The following is a 19,600-nucleotide window of genomic DNA, read 5'->3' as shown; positions in this document are numbered from 1 at the left end:
GTGGCCTTTTTTATTGCCTGAAGAAAGGTAAATCCATGCCAGTACATCAAAAAGACGGCAAGTGGTATTGGGGTGGGCGTGGACCATTCGACACCAAAGAGAAAGCCGAAGAGGTTGAGCGATCCGCATATGCCAATGGCTACGCGCAGGACTCAGTATTCGCATTCGACCGGGCCAGCGTGCGTAGTTACGACGCAGACGGGATGCTTCACGTAAAAAGTACGCCGATCAGCAAGTCGAACGTGTGCGTGTATTATGGCAAGGAGATTCCAGGCGCTGAGGCGCTTGGGCTAATCCCGGAAAAGGCATATCGGTTGCTGCGCGACCCGGAAGAGCTACGCAAGGCCGCGCCGACATTCAACAACAAGCCGGTGCTGAACAAGCACCTGCCATTCACCGTCGTCAACCCGCCGAAAGAGTCCATTGTTGGCTCAACCGGTACAGACGCCAGATTCGAAGCGCCATACCTCTATAACTCAATGGGAATTCACGACATGGATTCCATCATGGGTGTGGAGACAGAGCGACAGAAAGAGATTTCATCCTCCTATCGCTACAGGCTCGACCTGACTCCCGGCGTGTACGAGGGCGAGGCATACGATGGAGTTATGCGCGACATCGTTTGTAATCACGTGGCAATCGTGCCAAGTGGTCGGGCTGGCCCCGACGTGTTTGTTTATGACTCCAAACCAACAGGAAGCATCCTAATGACACTGAAAGATAAGCTGATGGCAGCCATCAAGCCGTACCTGGCGAACGATGAGAAGCCTGAAGACGTTGAAAAGAAAGTGGACGAAGTTATCAAAGACGAAGCCACTCAGGCCGAGAAGGATAACGAGTCCGAGGCCGAGCGACTGAAACGCGAAGAGCGTGAACTGAAAGAGCGTGAAGAACGCGAAAACAAAGACCGTAAACGTGATCGCGCGGAAGACGAAGACGACAAAGACAAAAAGTCGAAAACAGCTGACGACGAAGACGACGACAAAAAAGAGAAAGAGAAAATGGCTAACGACAGCAAGTTAGCGATGGATGCCGCTATCAAGGGCGTAGAAGACCGTTACAAGGCTCTACGCCAGGCTGAGCGTGACGTGCGACCAGTGGTTGGTGAGCTGGCCTGTGACAGCGCTGAAGAGGTATACCGTACCGCTCTGAAACAGATGGGCTGCGAAGACCACGCAACACTGCCAGAAGGTGCGCTGCGCTCCGTGTTCAACGCACTGGCTAAAGCTCCAGCAATGGCGCAAGACTCGACGCCTCATCACCTAAGCGGCGACACCAAATCCGATGTACTGAAAATGATTCGCGGGGGTAAAGCATAATGGCATTTCAAGAAAGCGTAGACATCTATCGCGGTGTCGGTCAGGTAGGCCACCCGGCTTCATCTTCTCCAATCATCGCCGCTGCAGGTGGCCCTGGTGCATTCCAAGCGGCTACAGCAGGCGTAACTATCGCCACTTTCGTATTCCGCGATGCAACCAATCCGAAAATCGTGACCAACGTCGCACCGGCTGCCGACTCGAAACCGGTTGGCTTCATCCAGAACCTGGCACAAGCCATCATCGGCTACGGCCAGAGCGCGAGCATGCTGATCCGCGGTGGTGTTGAAGTTTCCCCTAAGGTCGGCGGCGACTTCTGGGTTAAGTCCTCTACCGTTGCTACTGTTGGTCAGAAGGTATTCGCAAGCACCACCGATGGAACTATCGCTACCGGTGCAGCAGGCGCGACCGTAGCTGGTCATGTTGAAACTGACTGGTTCGTCTCTCAGGGCGCAGCAGTTGGCGATCTGGTTATCATTTCTTCCTGGAGCAAAGCATAATGCCACAACCATCATTTAAAGATTTTATCCAGGTTGCTAACGCCCAGGGTATTACCTTTCCGGCGTCAGTTAACCGTCTGGCAATGGATGCAGATCCGCAGCCTTCACTGCCTGCAAACGGCGGTATTCCTGCTATCGTTTCAACCTTCATCGATCCGACTATCGTTGAAACCCTATTCACCCCGAACCGCGCAGTAGCCATTCTCGGACGCGAAGAGAAACGCGGTGCATGGGCGCAGGATAGCTTCATGATCCAGCGCATCGAAGAAACCGGCGACACTGTGGCGTATGACGACTACAGCGAGCAGGGCGCAGTGCAGGTTACCCCGTCATGGGAACATCGTGACGTATACCGCTACCAGACCGTCGTGCAGTATGGCGAACTGGAGCAGGAGCGTTACGGCCTTGCTATGCTGCCATATGCCGCCAAAAAACAGCGTGCCGCGGTTAACGTTCTCGACCAGGACCAGAACAAGTTCTACTTCTACGGCGTTGCCGGTCTGCGCAACTACGGCATGCTGAACGACCCTTCACTTCCTGCGCCGATCACTCCGCTGACTGTCGGCAGCAGCGTATTGTGGAAAGACAAGCAAGTTGTTGATAAGTACAACGACATTCTGGCGCTGTACGAAGACCTGGTTGCCAGCACCAACGGTATCGTCGGTGACGGCGTGGACATGTCCTCTAAGCTCGTTCTGGCGATGTCCAACAAACTCAGTGTTAACCTGAAGTCTGCAAACGAAATCTTCGCAACCTCCCTGGAAGATATGCTGAAGAAAGCCTTCCCGAACATGCGCATCGAAACCGCGCCGCAGTACAGCACTGCAGCCGGTGAGCTGATTCAGATGTTTGTTGAAGAGGTGCAGGGTCAGGAAGTCGGCTTCATGGCGTATAGCGAAAAACTCCGTGCTCACCCACTGGTAACTGAGCTTTCCCACTACAAGCAGAAATACTCCGGTACCACTTACGGCGCGGTAATCACGCAGCCATTCTTATTCGCGCAAATGCTGGGAGCGTAAGCAATGGCAAAGGCATCAACTTACATCATCGGCTGCAAGCTTCCTTCCGGTCTGGTCATCAGTCACGAAGGTCAGCGGGTTAAACTCAATGGCACCAATGACTCGCTATTGATTAACGGCTTCGGCATCACCCGCGATGTTCCTGCTGAGTTATGGGATGGGTTCGCGAAAACCTTCGCAGACCAGCCAATGATCCGCAATGGCGTCGTGTTTGCTGTTACTGACGAAGCATCAGCAAAAGATGCATCTCAGGAACGTTCAGGCCAGAAGACCGGCATGGAGCAACTCGACCCGAAAAAGCAGACGACGAAGCCTGACAAAGAGGAATAAACCATGGCAATTGTGGTGCTTGATATCCCCAAGTTCCGCGCCATGTTCCCTGAGTTTTCCAATGTTCCTGATGCACAGCTTCCCTACCTGTTTGACCAAGCCACTGACTACCTGAACAACTCAGAATGCTCGCTCGTTGAGGATGCCGTTAAGCGGGAGCGCCTGCTCTATCTGCTTATGGCTCACTTAGCGTACCTGCGGTATGGGGATGCGAACGGTAACGGCGGAACGGGAATGGTTGGGAGGCTGGCGTCAGCATCAGAGGGGAGCGTGTCTGTTTCCTCTGATGCCGGACCAATTGAGTTCCGTTACATGTGGTACACCCAAAGTCAACACGGAATGGACTTCTGGCAGGCAACAAAAGTTTACCGCATAGCGAACTACTACCCTGGGAGCGTGTATGGCTGATGCTATCGAGGACTTTCTGAATAACGTTGCCTCTCAACTGGATTCTAAGCAGGTGAAGGTGGGGTTCATTGATGGGGCAACATATCCAGATGGAACACCGGTTTCTATGGTGGCTGCAACCAACGAGTACGGAAGGCCGGAAAACAATCAGCCTCCTCGTCCATTCTTCAGAAATGCCATTTCTGAGCATGAAAATGAATGGTCAGACACGGTTGCAAGGGGTATGGCATCAGGACTTCCAGTTGACCAGGTGCTTGAGGTGGTTGGTGCGCAGATTCAGGGTGATGTACAGGAATCAATCTCCAACCTTATCGACCCTCCACTTTCACCAACAACTCTGCACATTCGTCGCACCCGTAAAGAGCGACGCACAGACTCAACCAAGCCCCTCGTAGACAGCAAGGTCATGATCGGCGATGTCAATTACGAGGTGGGTGAAATTGAATCTTCACAGAGTTAGCAACAGCCTTATACGTAGCGTCAATCCAAACATCACCGCAACTGTCCGGCGCTATATCGGCGAGGTGATGGGCCCAGGTAGAAAGCCAATCCCTCAGTATGCACCCGATGAGCCAATCACAATCCAGTTTCAGCCGCTGACCAAAGGCGACCTGCAGCACGTAGACGGGCTTAATATTCAAGGCCTGTTCAAGTCTATCCACGTTAATGGAAGCTTCTACAGCGTTAACCGGGAGATGCAGAAGGGCGGTGACCTGTTCATTGTCGATGGGAAAACGTGGCTGGTCATTGAGCCTTTGGAACTCTGGCCAGATTGGTCTCAGTTGCTGGTATGCCTGCAGGTGGATGAATGAACGACTTCACGATAGACAACATCATCGATGTGCTTGCTGATTTCGTAGAGCCCATTTGTGGGAAGGCGCAGCAGGCGCAGGCTAACAGGGTGCCGATGCAAAAAGGCCAGTTCTGCATCCTGACCCCCTTGCGATTCCCGCGGCTATCCACGACGAGAGATATCAAGCAGGACACGGGCTCGCCGTCGACAAGCGCTATGGGATACACCGAGGTTCGCCAGGCAGATATCCAGGTTGATATCTATGGTCAGGGTGCAGGGGATCGGGCAATCGCCTTAGAAACCACATTTGCCAGCGGCTATGGCTACGACACCATCAAGGCTATTGATGACAGGCTGGCACCACTTTACTCATCTCCGGCAATTCAGGCTCCCATGATTGATGCGGAAAGCCAGTGGCAGGAGCGATACACGCTAACTCTTTCCCTGCAAGCGCACATCACAGTGTCGTTCCCGCAGGACTACTTCGACAAAGCAGAAATTACAACCCAACAGGTGGATGGACGCCAATGAGCACAATCCCTTTATCCGTAGATTTCAATATCACGCCCAATGTCGTTACGCCTGCCGGTTCTGCGGTTGATGCTAACGGCCTGATGCTGACCGATAACGAGCTTATCCCGGTCGGCGCGGTGCAATCTTATTTTTCATCATCTGATGTTTCTGCTCTGATGGGCAGTGAATCAAAAGAATTCCTCGCCGCTCAGCAGTATTTCAACGGCTACGAAAACTCATCCGTTATTCCTGGTGAGTTGCTGATGTACCGCATCGTTACTGCTGACGTTGCTGGATATTTGCTGTCCGGTAATCTGAAAGGTGTGGCACTGGCTACCCTGAAAGCAATCCCGGCTGGCACCATTACCCTGTCAGTTGACGGCGTATCTGTCACCAGTACGTCAATCGACCTGTCAACTGCTACCAGTTTCAGCGACATTGCGTCAAAATTGCAGGTTGGTATCGGTGCAAGCAAGGTCGCAGTTGAATGGCTGCCAATTGCTAATCGCTTCATCATTCGCTCTGCTACTACCGGCGCAGATAGCGAAGTGTCTTATGCGACCGCTGGAGCACTGGCAACCGGTCTATTGCTTACACAGGCTACTGCAGCAATCGTCTCTCCTGGTTCCGATGCTGTAACGCTGACAGACACGATGAATAACATCATCAACGTCAACCAGAACTGGATCCTGTTTAACTCGCTGGTCGAGCTTACCGATGACCAGAAAACAGAGCTGTGCGCATGGGCAAGCAGCAGCAAAAACCGCTTTGGCTATGTCGTGCATGACACTACGGCTGAAGGAACTGTCGCCAACAATGCTAACTGCTTCGTGCAGAAAGTGGTTGTGGCTAATGGCTACGAGAACATTTTCCCGGTGTACGGCACATATCTGTACAGCGTAACCGCACTGGCCTATGCTGCATCGGTAGACTTTGCTCGCACCAATGGGCGTATCTCGTTCAAGTTCCGCGGCTTCCCCGGACTTACCCCCAACGTGAGCGATCTTGCTACGGCTCAGGCTCTGAAATCGAACGGTTACAACTTCTACGGCTCATACAGTCTGAATAAGACGATGGCTCAGTATGCTTCTGATGGTGCCATCTCAGGTAAATTCGTCTGGCTGGATACCTTCATCGATCAGGTATGGATTAACGCTAATCTGGTCAGCGCATACGCAAACCTGTTCACCAATAATCAGTCCTACCCGTTCAACCAAAACGGATACGGTGCGATTCAGGCTGCGACAATTGACGTTGCTAACCAGGCTCTGACGTTCGGCGCGATTCAGAAAGGTGTTGTACTGGACAATGCGCAGATCCGCATCGTGAACAACACAGTTGGCAAGGATATCTCCGCGACGCTGTATTCCGAGGGATGGTATCTGTATATCCCGACGCAAACCGGAGCGGCGCGTCTTGAGCGTCAGTTGCAGGGGGCGATCTTCTACTGGGTTGACGGCCAGTTAATCCAATCCATCAGCATGTCTTCAACCGCAATTCTGTAAGGACGACAAAATGCCAATTGACATTACAAGTGCTAATTCCAAGCTGCGCATCGTCGTACCTGCTTACTACCCTGGCGGTTTTGACGTTGATGATTACTCAGCCGACAACATGTTCGAAACGGGGGCGCTTCAAAACGCAGAAGAGCAGATGTCTGCAGATGGTAAATACCACGCTGGTTTCGTATTTAACCCAGCTGAATTCACCATTAATCTGATGCCGACATCTAATGCGGGGAGCCTCGTTGATGACTGGATGGCGGCCGAGAGAACGGCGATCTCTAAGTTTCAATGTAATGCAGTTCTTACTGTTCCGGCATTAGGTGCGAAATGGAATTTCGTCAACGGAATACTATTTACATGGACCCCGACCCCTCCGGGTCGCCGAGTTCTTCAGCCTCGCCCAGCAGCATTCCACTTTGAGACCGTCACACGGAGCGCTATCTGATGGCACGTAAAGAGATCCCCTTTATCGTTGAAACAGAAGGACGCGATAAGGGTAAGGAATTCCTCATCACTGAGATGTCGGCGTGGGATGCCGACACTCTGGCGCAGGATATCTTCCGCGCCATGGGTGATTCTAATTACAGCAGCATCCCGGCTGATGTGATCGCAATGGGTTGCGCAGGGCTGGCAACTGTCGGACTGAGCGTAATCTCTGCGTCATCTCCTGAAGTTGCCCGTCAGTTGCGTGATCGCCTGATGTCGACGGTGGACATCATCATCACCAGTGAAGGCCAGCGCCAGCAGCGCAAAGTGAATGGTTCTCTGGACTTCGAAGAGGTGTCGACGATTCGCTCCCTGCTGGACAAGGTGTTTCAGGTTAACTTTGATTTTTTAACGATCGCCGGAGAGTAAAGTATCCCTTCCTTGAGGAAGATGCTCTACCGGCTAAGTTAGTCGCCCCCGTCAATATCTCATCAACCATCAACGCCATTATCTGCTCCGGTAAAGCCTCTTACCTCGATTTGCAGGAGAGGCTTTCCGTAGTGGATATGTACAACCTGCTCGAGATTATCTCAGTGGAAAACTTCAATCAGCGCGTGTGGCATAAGCATCAGGAGCAACGATGATCATCAACGAGTTGGCCTATAAGGTCACAATCAAGGCTGACGAGTTCCTGAATGGCAAACGTAAGCTGAAAGATGAGGTGAAGCAGTTGGAGGGGGATTTTGACCGCTCCGGCAAAAACATCAGCCGAACGCTGAAATCGAGCACTCTGGATGTAACTCAGTTTGGCAGCGCGGCGGCGTCATCGTTTCGCGGAGCTTACACAGCGGCTGCCGGGTTCCTAGGTATCGGTGCCGGGCTTTACGGCATCAAACAGCTATTCACCTCAACCTCAAACGAAATCGTTCGTGCGAGCAATCAGGCGAAGTTCTTCGGCACTGACGTGAACAAGATGTTTGGCATGCGGCGAGGATTCCAGCAGGCCGGATTGAATGGCGATGCGTTCATCGGTGCTTCTGGTAATGCTCGCATGTCGCTGGCTAATATCAAAGACCCAACAATCTTTGGTGGGCTCACCGGCGCGGCGCAAAACCTGATGGTGTTGGGTGCGCGTACCGGGCTGAACATAAATAACCTTGGCGACCCTAACAAGGCGCTGGGGGAATTCACCCGCTACGGCAAATCACACTCTCAGGAAAACCTGATGCAGGTGATGGCTGCAGCCGGATTCGACCCGACAGACGCAGCCAAGATTAAATCTGGCGAGCTAAAATCTCTGGTCGATTCTGAAACTAAGAAGTCGAACATCACTGCAGCCCAGGTAAAAGAGCAGGAAAACTTGTTGGTTACCCTGGGGCAACTCGACGCGCAGTTTGATCGCATCCGACAGGATATAGCCATCGCCTTTGCGCCTGAAGTCATGAGCGCACTGAAACAGTTTGGTGACTGGATCAAAGACCACCATGGCGACATCATTGGGTTCTTTAGTGCCGCTGGCGATTCAATTAAAAAACTGACGGAATCAGTCGGCGGGGCAAATGCGCTTTTGTTATTGCTGGCTGCCGGTCTGCGCTCAAACCCATTGGTTATGGCCACTATCGCTGCTACAACAGCAGCTCATGCCATAGATAAAGCTAATGCAGACGCTAAAAGCGAAGGTAAAAATGTTGGCGACTATATGTACGACAAGGTGCATGGTGATAAAACACCTTTCATCACATGGGATTCTTTAAAGTCATTTTTCGGCATTGACGAGCCAGCACAACACGCACAATCAGCAAGAAGGATGCAGCAGGCACCGGGAGAAATGGACGATCTGCTCCACGGCGTGATGATGACAGAATCAAGCGGGAACCCACTGGCATACAACACCAGTTCAGGCGCTGCCGGTGCTTATCAGTTTATGCCAGCAACTGCCAGAGATATGGGTTTGCGAGTTGATTCAACGGTTGACGAAAGACTTGATCCAGAGAAGTCTCGCGCCGCAGCTTCCGTGTACATGCGACAGTTGCTGAAACGCTATGATGGCAACGTCGACAACGCTCTCAGAGCCTATAACTGGGGAATGGGTAACGTTGATAAGTGGATCTCCAATGGTAGCGATATTTCACAACTACCAAAAGAAACGCGAGAGTACACCGGCAAGGTCTATGGAAACATGGGCAATGCCAGAAACTATTATGCGACACAGGGAAGAATGGCAGACAACAGGCCATATCAACTTGCATCGAGTGGCGGACAGCCTCAGATACAAAACAGCACCCACATCAACACCGTGAATGTGAACAGTAACCCGACCACAGTTGACGCGCTGACAAAGAGCATCAATCAACAAGCTAGCCGGGCATCGACAAACGCAGCATTCTCAAGTTCGGTAAAATAACAGATAACTTCATGTATTATAGTGAAAATGCCGTATAATTTACTCATGAAAAACACGGGGAATCGTGATATGAGACGTTCGGTGCTGTATTTATTTATCTATGTTTTCACATTGATGTTCTTCGCTAAACCAATCGACATAATGATGGGGGTTGATGCCTGGTACGCGCTGATGTTAGTGGCGCTATGGGTGGTGATTTCTGCAGCCATTGTTCACATCATTCATTTTTGGCCTACGAAAATTTCCAATTAGATAAACCCGCTCCGGCGGGTTTTTTATTGCCCGGAGAACCGATGAGCATTCTCAGCCTCAACACAGCAGACATATTCAACGCGATCGGTAGCGGATCTCCGCTCTCCATAATCGACAGCGTTCTCCACCCTCAGTACGTGATCCGCAACAGCAAAACCAACGCAGTGGCGCTTGAGTTCAGCGGCATGGCATCTATTCAACCTGGCGGACGGGCGCAGATAACCAACGCTCCGGTGGAGAATGGTAAATACCAGTCAATCAACAAGGTGAAAGAGCCATCTCTTGTCAGGTGCGAGATCATCATTACTGGCCTGACGGGGCTGACTGGCAGCATTCCAAACATCTTCGATCTGACGTTTACCAGCCAAAGCAGTGCTCTTGAAACCATCAAAACAATGCTGGAAACGGCAAACACATATGACATCGAGACGCCGAAAGAAACGCTGCAGAGTTATGACCTTGTTGATCACGATTACAACGTAAATTCTCAGCGCGGCGTATCCATGCTGACGGTGTATCTGGTGTTTCAGGAGGTTATGCAGCAGATGGAGGTTGTTCTCTCTGGCTCACAGTCGAACAGTAAGCCAACTAACGATGAAATCAGCCAGGGTATAACAGGAACCGGATCCGCAACAAAGGATGCTGGCTCTACCCCGTCGACGGTCGATGAGCTTGGGAAATCATGGTCATCTTTAAAAACGTCTGTGGGCGATATTGCCGGTAAGGCAACAAATGCCATTACAACCGGCTTTCAGAGTGCATTGGACACCGTTTCAAAGCCAGTTCTTGACGTAACCAACAGCGCAACGCAGAAAGCTGCGGAGCTGGCCAAGGAAATAAACGAGAACATCACATGAGAACTGTTTCCCTTGTTCCTCAGAAGTCGCAATCCATATCCGTATACTTAGCTGGCCAGCAATGCACTATCCGCTTAATTCAGCGCGAAAGCTTTATGTATATGGACTTAACGGTTAACGGCAACCCAATCATGCAGGGCGTACCGTGTTTATACGGTAACCGGATGGTCAGATATTCTTATCTTGGCTTCGTTGGCGATCTGGTCTTCATGGATAACGTGGGGCAAACAGACCCTTACTGGGAAGGTCTTGGTAGCAGATACATTCTTTACTACATAGAGGAGAGTGAGCTTGTACAGTAAACGATCTCTCCGCTTTGAGTTTGTGAATGAAACATCCTCATTAGATGATTCTGGCAATAACACCATTTCCATCAGCGAGGCCCGGGCCACGGTTTCATTTCAGTCTGCGGGAAATCTGTTCGGTACTCAGATTAACGTAAGCATTTTCGGATTGGGTATTGAGATGCTGGCGGCGCTGTCGTCGAAGGCTATGGGGCTATTCGGCAGCGATACAGAACGGATCAGCATGAAAGTATTTGTCGGTGAAACGGCGATATTTGCAGGATATATGACGTCATCCATCGCGAACATGAACGCAATACCAAATGCTGCATTGATGATTACAGCCACGGCAAATGCAGATCTGCAAAACAAACCCGCATCACCATTCTCGTTTAATGGAGCGACGCCGGTTCCTGACATCATTAACGCAATCTGTAACGCGGCAGGGTACAAGGCATACATCACCGGGCTCGATGGTCTGGTGGTTACCAACCCTCATTATGAAGGAAGCATTTTCACTCAGTTAGAGTCGCTCTGTAACGATGTTAATGTGGCGATGTCCGTCGCTCCGCCATCAATTTCTTTCTGGCCGCAAGATAGCACCAGAGATGATGTAATGCCGTTCATCTCCCCGGAATACGGGCTCATTGGATATCCGATATTTTCGAACGGCGGCCTGATGTTTCAGACTCAATTCTCAACGCTGCTAACTACCGGAAGAAACGTGCAGATAGAAACATCACTCCCACATGCAAGCGGAGTTTACAAGTTGACTAGCGTTAACCATGAGCTTTCATCATGGATGAATGATGGTCCATGGCATTCAATATGTATTGCTTACAGAGTTCAGAGTGAGGGAGGCAATGGCTGAAAACTTATTCACACCAACCAGCGCGCAAGTAAATGAACCCGAATCGCTGAAATTCACATTTGAAAGGCTCCTGTCAGGGGCCTTTTTTATTGAGCTTGTAAAAGTACAGGCTGTGAGAGGGGCCGCCCCTAATCTTGTTGTGGATGCAATTCCACTGGTTACGCGAACGGATCAGAGCGGGGCGATGATTCAGAACTCGACAATATTCAATATTCCGGTCTTTCGTCTGCAGCGGGGAAGCAGTGCAATCATCATGAATCCCGTTGCGGGAGACATTGGGATGATCGCCATATGTGACAGAGACACAACACTGGTACGGGCTAACCGAAAAGAATCGGTGCCCGGCAGCGGCAGAAAGCACAGTAAATCTGATGCGTTATATCTTGGCGGATTCCTCAACGCTCAGCCTACTCAGTTCATTGAATTTGCTGACGGCGCGATAAATATCACGACTCCGAATCCGGTAAATATCACATGTTCATCTGCAACAGTTACTGCCCCTGATGGCGTGACGATGACTACACCAACGCTGCACGTAACCGGGAACATCACGGCGGGCGGAAACATCACGGACAATAACGGAACACAGAGCGCATCGCTCAAGACTCTGCGTGACAACTATGACCAACACAAACATCCGGTTACAGGAGTTCAGACTGGCCTGTCAACTGTCACATCCAACGTAACGGATAAGCCAACATGACATACAGAACCATGCAATTAGACACATCAACGTGGGATTTGACGCTGGACGGAAACGGTAATCTGGCAATCGCCGATGAATCGTATTCTGTGGCGCAGGACGTTGCCAGCGCATGCCTGGTGTTCTCTGGTGAATGCTACTACGACAACACGCTGGGTATTCCGTGGAAAACTGAGGTTCTTGGCAGGCGCCCGTCGCCGGGTTTCATTGCACAGAAGATGCAGACGGAGGCGCTCAAATTGCCAATCGTTGATCAGGCTCTGGCGTCCGTATTCTTCGATAAAAACACCCGCACAACTCGCGGCACGATCCGCGTCACCGACATCAACGGGAATATTTCACAGGCCACTTTATGACGACATTAAATACAGCCGTTCCGGATGTCACCATTACCGAGAATGGCCTGCTGGTACCGGACGTATCTGACGTGCTCGCGGGTCGACTAACTGACATGTCGACAGCTCTCGGTGGAGGGGCAAGCCAATCTCTAAGCTCTCCACAAGGTCAGATCGCACAGTCCGATACAGAGATCATCGCTCAGGAGTATGACAAGCTGCTGTGCCTGTTTAATCAGGTAAACCCTGACTACGCAACGGGCAGGTTTCAGGACGGGATCGGTCAGATTTATTTCATGGATCGCATTTCTGCACAGGGTACAGTTGTTACTGCGACATGCATTGGGCAGGTTGGAACTACAATCCCCGCGGGCAGTACCGCCATTGATACCAATGGATATATTTACCGGTCTATCGATATCGCAACAATACCGGCTTCAGGAAGCGTTGATGTTCAGTTTGTGAATAACACAACCGGACCAATACCCTGTGCAGCAGGCGCATTAAATCAGATTTACCGGGCAGTATCTGGATGGGATGCGATCACAAATGCGAGTCCTGGAGTTGTGGGCGTCGACGTTGAGTCGCGAATTGCTTTTGAAACTCGCCGCAAGCAGTCTGTCGCGAGGAACAGTCGCAACCAGGACGCATCCACCTTGGCGGCATTGCTCGCCACTAATGGCGTTCTTGATGCATACGTCTGGTCAAACAGAACCGCGGCCACAGTAAACAAGGGAACGACTAACTTTCCGGTACTGGCACACTCAATTTACATCTGCGTGTATGGCGGAACTGATGAGGATGTGGCTGAGTCAATCTTCCAGACATACAACCCCGGGGCAAACCTGAACGGCAGCACTCATCACACCGTTTACGATAATGTTAACTATCTACCTCCATATCCTGAATATGATATGCAATGGCAGAAAGCCACACCGACGCGGGTTTATTTTAATGTTGAGTTAGACAGCTCACTTAACCCTCCAAGCGATATCACATCGCAAGTGAAAGCTATGATCGCCAATGTATTTAATGGTGGTTACGAAGGGATAGGGAAGGCGCGTATTGGTTCTACAATTAACGCCGGAAAATATTATGCACCTGTGATTTCAATTTCTCCCGATACGGTAGGAATACTGAGTCTTGAAGTTTCCCTTGATGGATCAACCTATGGCCCGGCAATAACAATGGGTATAGATCAGGTTCCAACCATTCAGGAATCAGACATCACTGTAACGTTGTCATAAGAGGTATCCATGTGGGAAGACACAATTCTTACCCAATATTCCGCAAGTAAAAAACTACTTTCCATTATTGATACATTCAATCAGTCCGTAAGTCTTGATGACTTTACAGATGAGTTCCTAACCAAAGTATGGGATTTAACAACTTGCGAGACTTTTGGTCTTGATATGTGGGGTAAGATAGTCGGCATAAGCAGGTATATAAACGCACCAATTGAGAGTATCTCTTTTGGTTTCAGTGAGGCTGACGATTCAGATCCAGATTATCCAACGCCATTCAATGAGTCTCCTTTCTTTGGTGGAGTGCAGGAAACAACCAATGTCATGCTTGGGGATGATGCGTACAGAACATTAATTTTTTGCAAAGCATTTACAAACATCAGCATCGCAACCATTCCGGAAATAAACAAATTCCTTAAAATACTTTTTTATCAACGAGGCAGAGCATACTGCGTAAATTACAGAGATATGACAATTGGCATGACTTTTGAGTTTGCACTTGCTCCATACGAAGAATCAATTTTAACAAATTACGATGTGACTCCTGTTCCAAGTGGGGTTCAGGTAAATATCAGGCAAATTGTAAGTCCATACTTTGGTTTTGCTACTGATGCATATCCATTTAATGACGGCACATTTTATAGAGAATAAATATGAATAGAACTGATGCTCCGACAAAACAGCCAAAACCTTTCGGTATCAATGGGCCTCGAGAGCCAATTCTCGCCACAACGCCAGCCGGTGATAACACTGCATCCTATGATGTTGGATTTCCTTCAATCACCATGACACTGAAGTCTGCTGGCGGACTCCCTCCGAAAGGTCAGGATATGAATCAAATACTGTATGAGCTCTCATCTCTTTCAAGATGGTTCAGTGCTGGAGCCTTCAACACGTTCGATGCAACTTTCTCCACTGCAATTGGTGGATACCCTTCCGGATCTGTTGTGATAAGTGATAACGGCAGCAAGCTATATGTTAACCGTATTGATTCAAACACATCTAACCCAAATGCATCGGGGGCGGGGTGGGTTGATTTTGTCGGTTATCTTGGATTGACATATTATGCCGATAAAAAAAGCCTGTCGACACAGGAGTTTGATGGACCTGTCTCGTCTAAAGACAGCCTTACCGCAACATCGTCAGATGGGGTAACCCGCAAAGTATCGCTTAATGCCAGTACGGGTTTGCAGATAGTTACTTATGATGGCGGAACTTACAAGGGGGCAATAAACATCCCGACAAAAGACGGGACAATGGCACTTGTATCGGATTTGGCTAATTTTGCTGATAAAAAAACGTCAGATTCTCAGGTGTTTACGGCACCTGTTGTGTCAAACGACAGTATCGTTGCGCAGTCAGGAGGCTCAAGAGTTATCCTGTCAGCACAAAACGGGCTGAAGTTAATCACATATCAGAATAATCAGTATGCGGGTGGGGTTGAGGTACCGAAACGAGATGGTGTTATAGCGCTGACTGCTGACCTGTTTGGGGTGTCACAAACCTGGCAAAACGTGAAAGGCAGCCGTAGCGCCGGGGTGACGTATACCAACTCAACAGGCAGGACAATTGCTGTATCTATCGCAGGTATTCTTGCATCAAATATGACGGGTGTTCAGTTGTCGCTCGCTGTGGGAGGGGTAGAAGCGTCAAGTTTTGCATTGACGCAGTCTAGCTTTGATATCCGCGGAAACGTATTTGCTATAGTTCCGCCGGGGGCAACGTACAATCTTACGGCAGCTAATGTCACATCAATTCTTACCTGGTCGGAGTTGCGCTGATGAATACAAGCATCAAAAAACAAAAATATTATACTGACGCCCATGGGAAAGTGTTTTGCATTGACATCATGCAAATTAACGAAGAAACGTGGGAAGAAGAAGTCGAGAGTGATTGGCGGCAAATTAGTGCTGATGAAGCCATGTTGCTCGCTAATCCACCTCCAACGACTGAGCAATTAACAGACCAGGTTAGAGCTAAGATCAAAGCATTAATTTCCGAAGCCGCGTCAGTCATTGACCCACTTAAAGAAGCATTAGAAGGGGAATATATTGATGAAGAAGATAAGCCAAAGCTAATGGTCTGGCAAAAATATCGTTACGCACTGACGAAAGTTGACCCTGCTAACCCCTCTTGGCCTGATAAGCCAGAATAGGAATCGTTGGTGTTATTGTAATGTATCCAGCAAAACCAACTATTTGAAACAGGCATCCTTCCTCTTGGACTGAGGACAATACGAAACTATACCGCTTTCGTTCCATCTGATCCAGTTATAGGATGACAATGGAACTTGGCTGCATGGCTTAAAATGAATGCTTCAGCATAATTAAACAGCCCGGAAATATCCGGGCTGTTTTTATTTTGGTATTTTGCATTCAATATATTTGTATGAAATATTTGATGCTAATATTGACGCAATGAAAACGACGCCTATAAACCAAAATGAAGACATCATACTCCAATCTATAAAGTAAGATGCTATTTTGTAACACAACATAAAAACAAGAGGGTGTATAAGATATAGCGAATAAGAAGCATCACCAATTGAAATAATTAATGATGGTATCTTGATGTTTTTTTGAATATAATCAGCGCAAGAAGTTAAGCACAGGAACATAAAACAAAAGAATTTACCTGAATGAGCTATGCCATGACCAGCATCAATCTTGGTTACATAAGCATAGACTGGAACTGATATGCCTAATATAATAACAGGGATGGCAATACTACTTTTAGATATGCTCAATGCTCCCCTTTTGTAAAGAATAGCAACTACAGCACCAAAAATGAATTCCCATATAATGCTTTGCATTGTTAAATTAAGATATCCAGCGCCTATTATTTTTGGCCTGTCAAAGTTTACCCCGCCAATGATTGCCGGAATGGCAAGTAGTGTTACTGAGAACCAAATGATGTAGAAAGTGTACCTGAATCTACCACATGCGATTCCAATGGCACATATCACATAAAAATAAACTTCATAATTGAGAGTCCATCCTACAAATAAAGTTGGTGGCCCAAGATAAATTGGCGAGTCCAGATTTAACGGTATAAATAAAAGGCTTTTTATTATGTTTAAAATATCAAATGGAGATCCGTTTTGGTTGTAATAAAAACCCTTCATTCCTGAAAAATCAAAACCATTAACAAGTGCGATATAGGCAATTGTGCATATGAAATATAAAGGCCAAACTCTTAAAAATCTTTTCCTAATAAATTTAAATGTATCTTTTTTATCGTAATCAATAGATGTGTATATTATAATAAATCCGCTTATTATAAAAAATAAGTCAACACCGAACGCTCCCGGCCAAAATAGATCGTAAGCCAAATTTTCCAGAGGTGAATGCCTTAAAAAATCTCGCGCATGACACAAGACTACTAGCATTGCCGCAATTCCTCGTAACGCCTGTATGTAATCTAAGCTCTTTCTTTCTGCTACTGTCACAAGATTTACCATGTCATCAAAGTGCCTACAGATACTGTCATTCAACAAGAATCCAATCAGATAAGAATGATGACATAAAAGCACACTTCTTCAATACCCTAGCTCAATTATTGGCATAAAGAAGATCCAGCGAAATGATGACGAATTTGGTCAAAACGAGGTACACAAAGCTTTGCGTCGGTTGCAAGGTTCTGTGTTTATCGTCACTTAATCGATTACGACTATCCTTGCAAGACAATTTGAATCAATGTGAAACAGAGTGGTGCAATCACCACTTTTTTAGTGTTACCATCAGTTTACCCAATGAGGGACTGAGGATGTCAGTTTTTCATTTGTGTACCAGATTGTGTACCAATTTAGCGATTGTTGGTTAGATGGTTGCACAACTTACTGTAAACAAATAAATTTTCTCTTTGTATGTGATCTTACGTGTGGGTCACCACTGCAAATAAGGATATAACATGCCTGTTATTACTCTTCCTGATGGCAGCCAACGCCATTACGACCACGCTGTAAGCCCCATGGATGTTGCGCTGGACATCGGTCCAGGTCTGGCGAAAGCCACTATTGCTGGCCGTGTTGACGGTGAGCTGGTAGATGCTTCCGATCTGATTGAGCATGATGCGAAGCTCTCCATCATCACCGCGAAGGATGAAGAAGGTCTGGAGATCATTCGTCACTCCTGTGCGCACCTGTTAGGGCACGCGATCAAACAACTCTGGCCGCACACCAAAATGGCGATCGGACCGGTTGTTGATAACGGTTTTTACTACGATATCGATCTTGACCGTACGCTAACCCAGGAAGATGTCGACGCGCTCGAGAAGCGGATGCACGAGCTCGCTGAGAAAAACTACGATGTCATTAAGAAGAAAGTCAGCTGGTACGAAGCGCGTGAAACCTTCGTGAAGCGTGGCGAGACCTATAAAGTCTCCATTCTTGATGAAAACATTGCCCATGATGACAAGCCTGGCTTGTACCATCATGAAGAATATGTCGATATGTGCCGTGGCCCGCACGTGCCGAACATGCGTTTCTGTCATCACTTCAAACTGATGAAGACCGCTGGGGCATACTGGCGTGGCGACAGCAATAACAAGATGCTGCAGCGTATTTATGGTACTGCGTGGGCCGATAAAAAAGCCCTGAGTGCCTACCTGCAACGTCTGGAAGAAGCGGCCAAACGCGACCACCGTAAAATCGGTAAGCAGCTTGACCTGTATCATATGCAGGAAGAAGCGCCGGGTATGGTGTTCTGGCACAATGATGGCTGGACAATCTTCCGTGAACTGGAAGTCTTTGTTCGCTCAAAACTGAAAGAATACCAGTATCAGGAAGTTAAAGGTCCGTTCATGATGGACCGCGTGCTGTGGGAAAAAACAGGTCACTGGGATAACTACAAAGATGCGATGTTCACGACCTCCTCTGAGAACCGTGAATACTGCATTAAGCCCATGAACTGCCCGGGCCACGTGCAGATCTTCAATCAGGGTCTGAAATCCTATCGTGATCTGCCGTTGCGTATGGCCGAGTTTGGTAGCTGCCACCGCAATGAGCCGTCAGGCGCGCTGCATGGCCTGATGCGTGTTCGTGGCTTCACCCAGGATGATGCACATATCTTCTGTACAGAAGAGCAGATCCGTGATGAAGTTAACGCTTGCATTCGTATGGTCTACGATATGTATAGCACCTTTGGCTTCGAGAAAATCGTCGTCAAACTGTCCACTCGCCCCGAAAAACGTATCGGTAGCGATGAAATGTGGGACCGTGCTGAAGCTGACCTGGCCGTTGCGCTGGAAGAAAACAACATCCCGTTTGAGTACCAACTGGGTGAGGGCGCATTCTACGGTCCGAAAATTGAATTTACCCTGTATGACTGCCTCGATCGTGCATGGCAGTGCGGTACTGTACAGCTGGACTTCTCTCTGCCGTCCCGTTTAAGCGCCTCTTATGTTGGCGAAAACAACGAGCGTCAGGTGCCGGTTATGATTCACCGCGCAATTCTTGGGTCGATGGAACGTTTCATCGGTATCCTGACCGAAGAGTTCGCTGGCTTCTTCCCGACCTGGCTTGCGCCAGTTCAGGTTGTCGTCATGAACATCACCGATTCACAGTCTGAATACGTCAACGAATTAACGCAGAAACTACAAAATGCGGGTATTCGTGTAAAAGCAGACTTGAGAAATGAGAAGATTGGCTTTAAAATCCGCGAGCACACTTTACGTCGTGTCCCTTACATGTTGGTCTGTGGCGACAAAGAGGTAGAAGCAGGCAAAGTTGCCGTGCGCACCCGTCGTGGCAAAGACTTGGGCAGCCTGGACGTAAATGAAGTGATTGAGAAGCTGCAACAAGAGATTCGCAGCCGCAGTCTTCAACAACTGGAGGAATAAGG

General features: G+C 48.8%; 23 protein-coding genes. 22 read left to right on the top strand and 1 reads right to left on the bottom strand.

Features of this window, described 5'->3' with window-relative positions; translation table 11 throughout:
• Positions 1-35: 35 nt before the first annotated feature.
• From HV243_RS14215 to HV243_RS14115, 21 genes are all read left to right on the top strand, one after another.
• On the top strand, positions 36-1,319 hold the full coding sequence (locus HV243_RS14215) for a DUF2213 domain-containing protein (protein ID WP_149330431.1): 1,284 nt from the start codon (positions 36-38) through the stop codon (positions 1,317-1,319).
• Positions 1,319-1,816, top strand: a complete 498-nt coding sequence (locus HV243_RS14210; protein ID WP_053389129.1) for a hypothetical protein — start codon at positions 1,319-1,321, stop codon at positions 1,814-1,816. The genes HV243_RS14215 and HV243_RS14210 overlap by 1 nt, the downstream gene beginning before the upstream one ends.
• A complete protein-coding gene (locus HV243_RS14205; protein ID WP_053389128.1) occupies positions 1,816-2,835 on the top strand; it encodes a major capsid family protein in 1,020 nt (339 codons plus the stop codon). Before HV243_RS14210 ends, HV243_RS14205 begins: the two co-directional genes overlap by 1 nt.
• Positions 2,836-2,838: 3 nt before the next feature.
• Positions 2,839-3,165 (top strand): hypothetical protein, encoded by a 327-nt coding sequence (locus tag HV243_RS25570; RefSeq protein WP_249415212.1) that lies wholly within the window; start codon positions 2,839-2,841, stop codon positions 3,163-3,165.
• Between the two features lie 3 nt (positions 3,166-3,168).
• The gene (locus HV243_RS14195) at positions 3,169-3,573 is read left to right on the top strand and encodes a DUF4054 domain-containing protein (protein ID WP_053389126.1); all 405 of its coding nucleotides are present in this window, start codon (positions 3,169-3,171) and stop codon (positions 3,571-3,573) included.
• Positions 3,566-4,033: a hypothetical protein gene (locus HV243_RS14190; protein WP_181603818.1), complete on the top strand. Its 468-nt coding sequence runs from the start codon at positions 3,566-3,568 to the stop codon at positions 4,031-4,033. Before HV243_RS14195 ends, HV243_RS14190 begins: the two co-directional genes overlap by 8 nt.
• 67 nt (positions 4,034-4,100) lie before the next feature.
• Positions 4,101-4,385, top strand: coding sequence for a hypothetical protein (locus tag HV243_RS14185; RefSeq protein WP_249415211.1), 285 nt, complete (start codon positions 4,101-4,103; stop codon positions 4,383-4,385).
• A complete protein-coding gene (locus HV243_RS25565) occupies positions 4,382-4,897 on the top strand; it encodes a hypothetical protein (RefSeq protein WP_249415210.1) in 516 nt (171 codons plus the stop codon). Before HV243_RS14185 ends, HV243_RS25565 begins: the two co-directional genes overlap by 4 nt.
• The gene (locus HV243_RS14175) at positions 4,894-6,384 is read left to right on the top strand and encodes a DUF3383 domain-containing protein (RefSeq protein WP_181603817.1); all 1,491 of its coding nucleotides are present in this window, start codon (positions 4,894-4,896) and stop codon (positions 6,382-6,384) included. The genes HV243_RS25565 and HV243_RS14175 overlap by 4 nt, the downstream gene beginning before the upstream one ends.
• A gap of 10 nt (positions 6,385-6,394) precedes the next feature.
• Positions 6,395-6,829: a hypothetical protein gene (locus HV243_RS14170; RefSeq protein ID WP_053389122.1), complete on the top strand. Its 435-nt coding sequence runs from the start codon at positions 6,395-6,397 to the stop codon at positions 6,827-6,829.
• Entirely contained in the window at positions 6,829-7,239 is a 411-nt protein-coding gene (locus HV243_RS14165; RefSeq protein WP_053389121.1) for a hypothetical protein, read from the top strand. Before HV243_RS14170 ends, HV243_RS14165 begins: the two co-directional genes overlap by 1 nt.
• 211 nt (positions 7,240-7,450) lie before the next feature.
• Complete coding sequence (locus HV243_RS14160) at positions 7,451-9,214, top strand: lytic transglycosylase domain-containing protein (protein ID WP_053389120.1); 1,764 nt, start codon at positions 7,451-7,453, stop codon at positions 9,212-9,214.
• A 293-nt stretch (positions 9,215-9,507) separates the two neighbouring features.
• Positions 9,508-10,323, top strand: coding sequence for a hypothetical protein (locus HV243_RS14155; RefSeq protein WP_149330435.1), 816 nt, complete (start codon positions 9,508-9,510; stop codon positions 10,321-10,323).
• A 95-nt stretch (positions 10,324-10,418) separates the two neighbouring features.
• Complete coding sequence (locus HV243_RS14150) at positions 10,419-10,625, top strand: hypothetical protein (RefSeq protein ID WP_346342831.1); 207 nt, start codon at positions 10,419-10,421, stop codon at positions 10,623-10,625.
• The gene (locus tag HV243_RS14145; RefSeq protein WP_181603816.1) at positions 10,615-11,478 is read left to right on the top strand and encodes a hypothetical protein; all 864 of its coding nucleotides are present in this window, start codon (positions 10,615-10,617) and stop codon (positions 11,476-11,478) included. The genes HV243_RS14150 and HV243_RS14145 overlap by 11 nt, the downstream gene beginning before the upstream one ends.
• Positions 11,471-12,181, top strand: coding sequence for a phage baseplate protein (locus HV243_RS14140; RefSeq protein WP_149330438.1), 711 nt, complete (start codon positions 11,471-11,473; stop codon positions 12,179-12,181). The genes HV243_RS14145 and HV243_RS14140 overlap by 8 nt, the downstream gene beginning before the upstream one ends.
• Positions 12,178-12,537 (top strand): hypothetical protein, encoded by a 360-nt coding sequence (locus HV243_RS14135; RefSeq protein ID WP_149330439.1) that lies wholly within the window; start codon positions 12,178-12,180, stop codon positions 12,535-12,537. Before HV243_RS14140 ends, HV243_RS14135 begins: the two co-directional genes overlap by 4 nt.
• Entirely contained in the window at positions 12,534-13,763 is a 1,230-nt protein-coding gene (locus HV243_RS14130; RefSeq protein ID WP_149330440.1) for a baseplate J/gp47 family protein, read from the top strand. Before HV243_RS14135 ends, HV243_RS14130 begins: the two co-directional genes overlap by 4 nt.
• Positions 13,764-13,772: 9 nt before the next feature.
• Positions 13,773-14,411 (top strand): DUF2612 domain-containing protein, encoded by a 639-nt coding sequence (locus tag HV243_RS14125; RefSeq protein ID WP_181603815.1) that lies wholly within the window; start codon positions 13,773-13,775, stop codon positions 14,409-14,411.
• A gap of 2 nt (positions 14,412-14,413) precedes the next feature.
• Positions 14,414-15,541 (top strand): hypothetical protein, encoded by a 1,128-nt coding sequence (locus HV243_RS14120; RefSeq protein ID WP_181603814.1) that lies wholly within the window; start codon positions 14,414-14,416, stop codon positions 15,539-15,541.
• On the top strand, positions 15,541-15,915 hold the full coding sequence (locus tag HV243_RS14115; protein WP_181603813.1) for a tail fiber assembly protein: 375 nt from the start codon (positions 15,541-15,543) through the stop codon (positions 15,913-15,915). The genes HV243_RS14120 and HV243_RS14115 overlap by 1 nt, the downstream gene beginning before the upstream one ends.
• Positions 15,916-16,116: 201 nt before the next feature.
• On the opposite strand, the gene HV243_RS14110 is transcribed toward HV243_RS14115, so the two are convergent.
• Positions 16,117-17,208, bottom strand: a complete 1,092-nt coding sequence (locus HV243_RS14110; protein WP_181603812.1) for an acyltransferase — start codon at positions 17,206-17,208, stop codon at positions 16,117-16,119.
• 461 nt (positions 17,209-17,669) lie between these two features.
• Between HV243_RS14110 and thrS the strand changes: the two genes are divergently transcribed.
• On the top strand, positions 17,670-19,598 hold the full coding sequence (thrS, locus tag HV243_RS14105; protein WP_016152864.1) for a threonine--tRNA ligase: 1,929 nt from the start codon (positions 17,670-17,672) through the stop codon (positions 19,596-19,598).
• Positions 19,599-19,600: the final 2 nt, after the last annotated feature.

Origin of the sequence: Citrobacter sp. RHBSTW-00599 (assembly GCF_013784065.1) — a bacterium.
In the GTDB taxonomy this organism is placed as follows: Bacteria; Pseudomonadota; Gammaproteobacteria; order Enterobacterales; family Enterobacteriaceae; genus Citrobacter; species Citrobacter braakii.
This window is presented reverse-complemented; position numbering and strand designations above follow the sequence as displayed.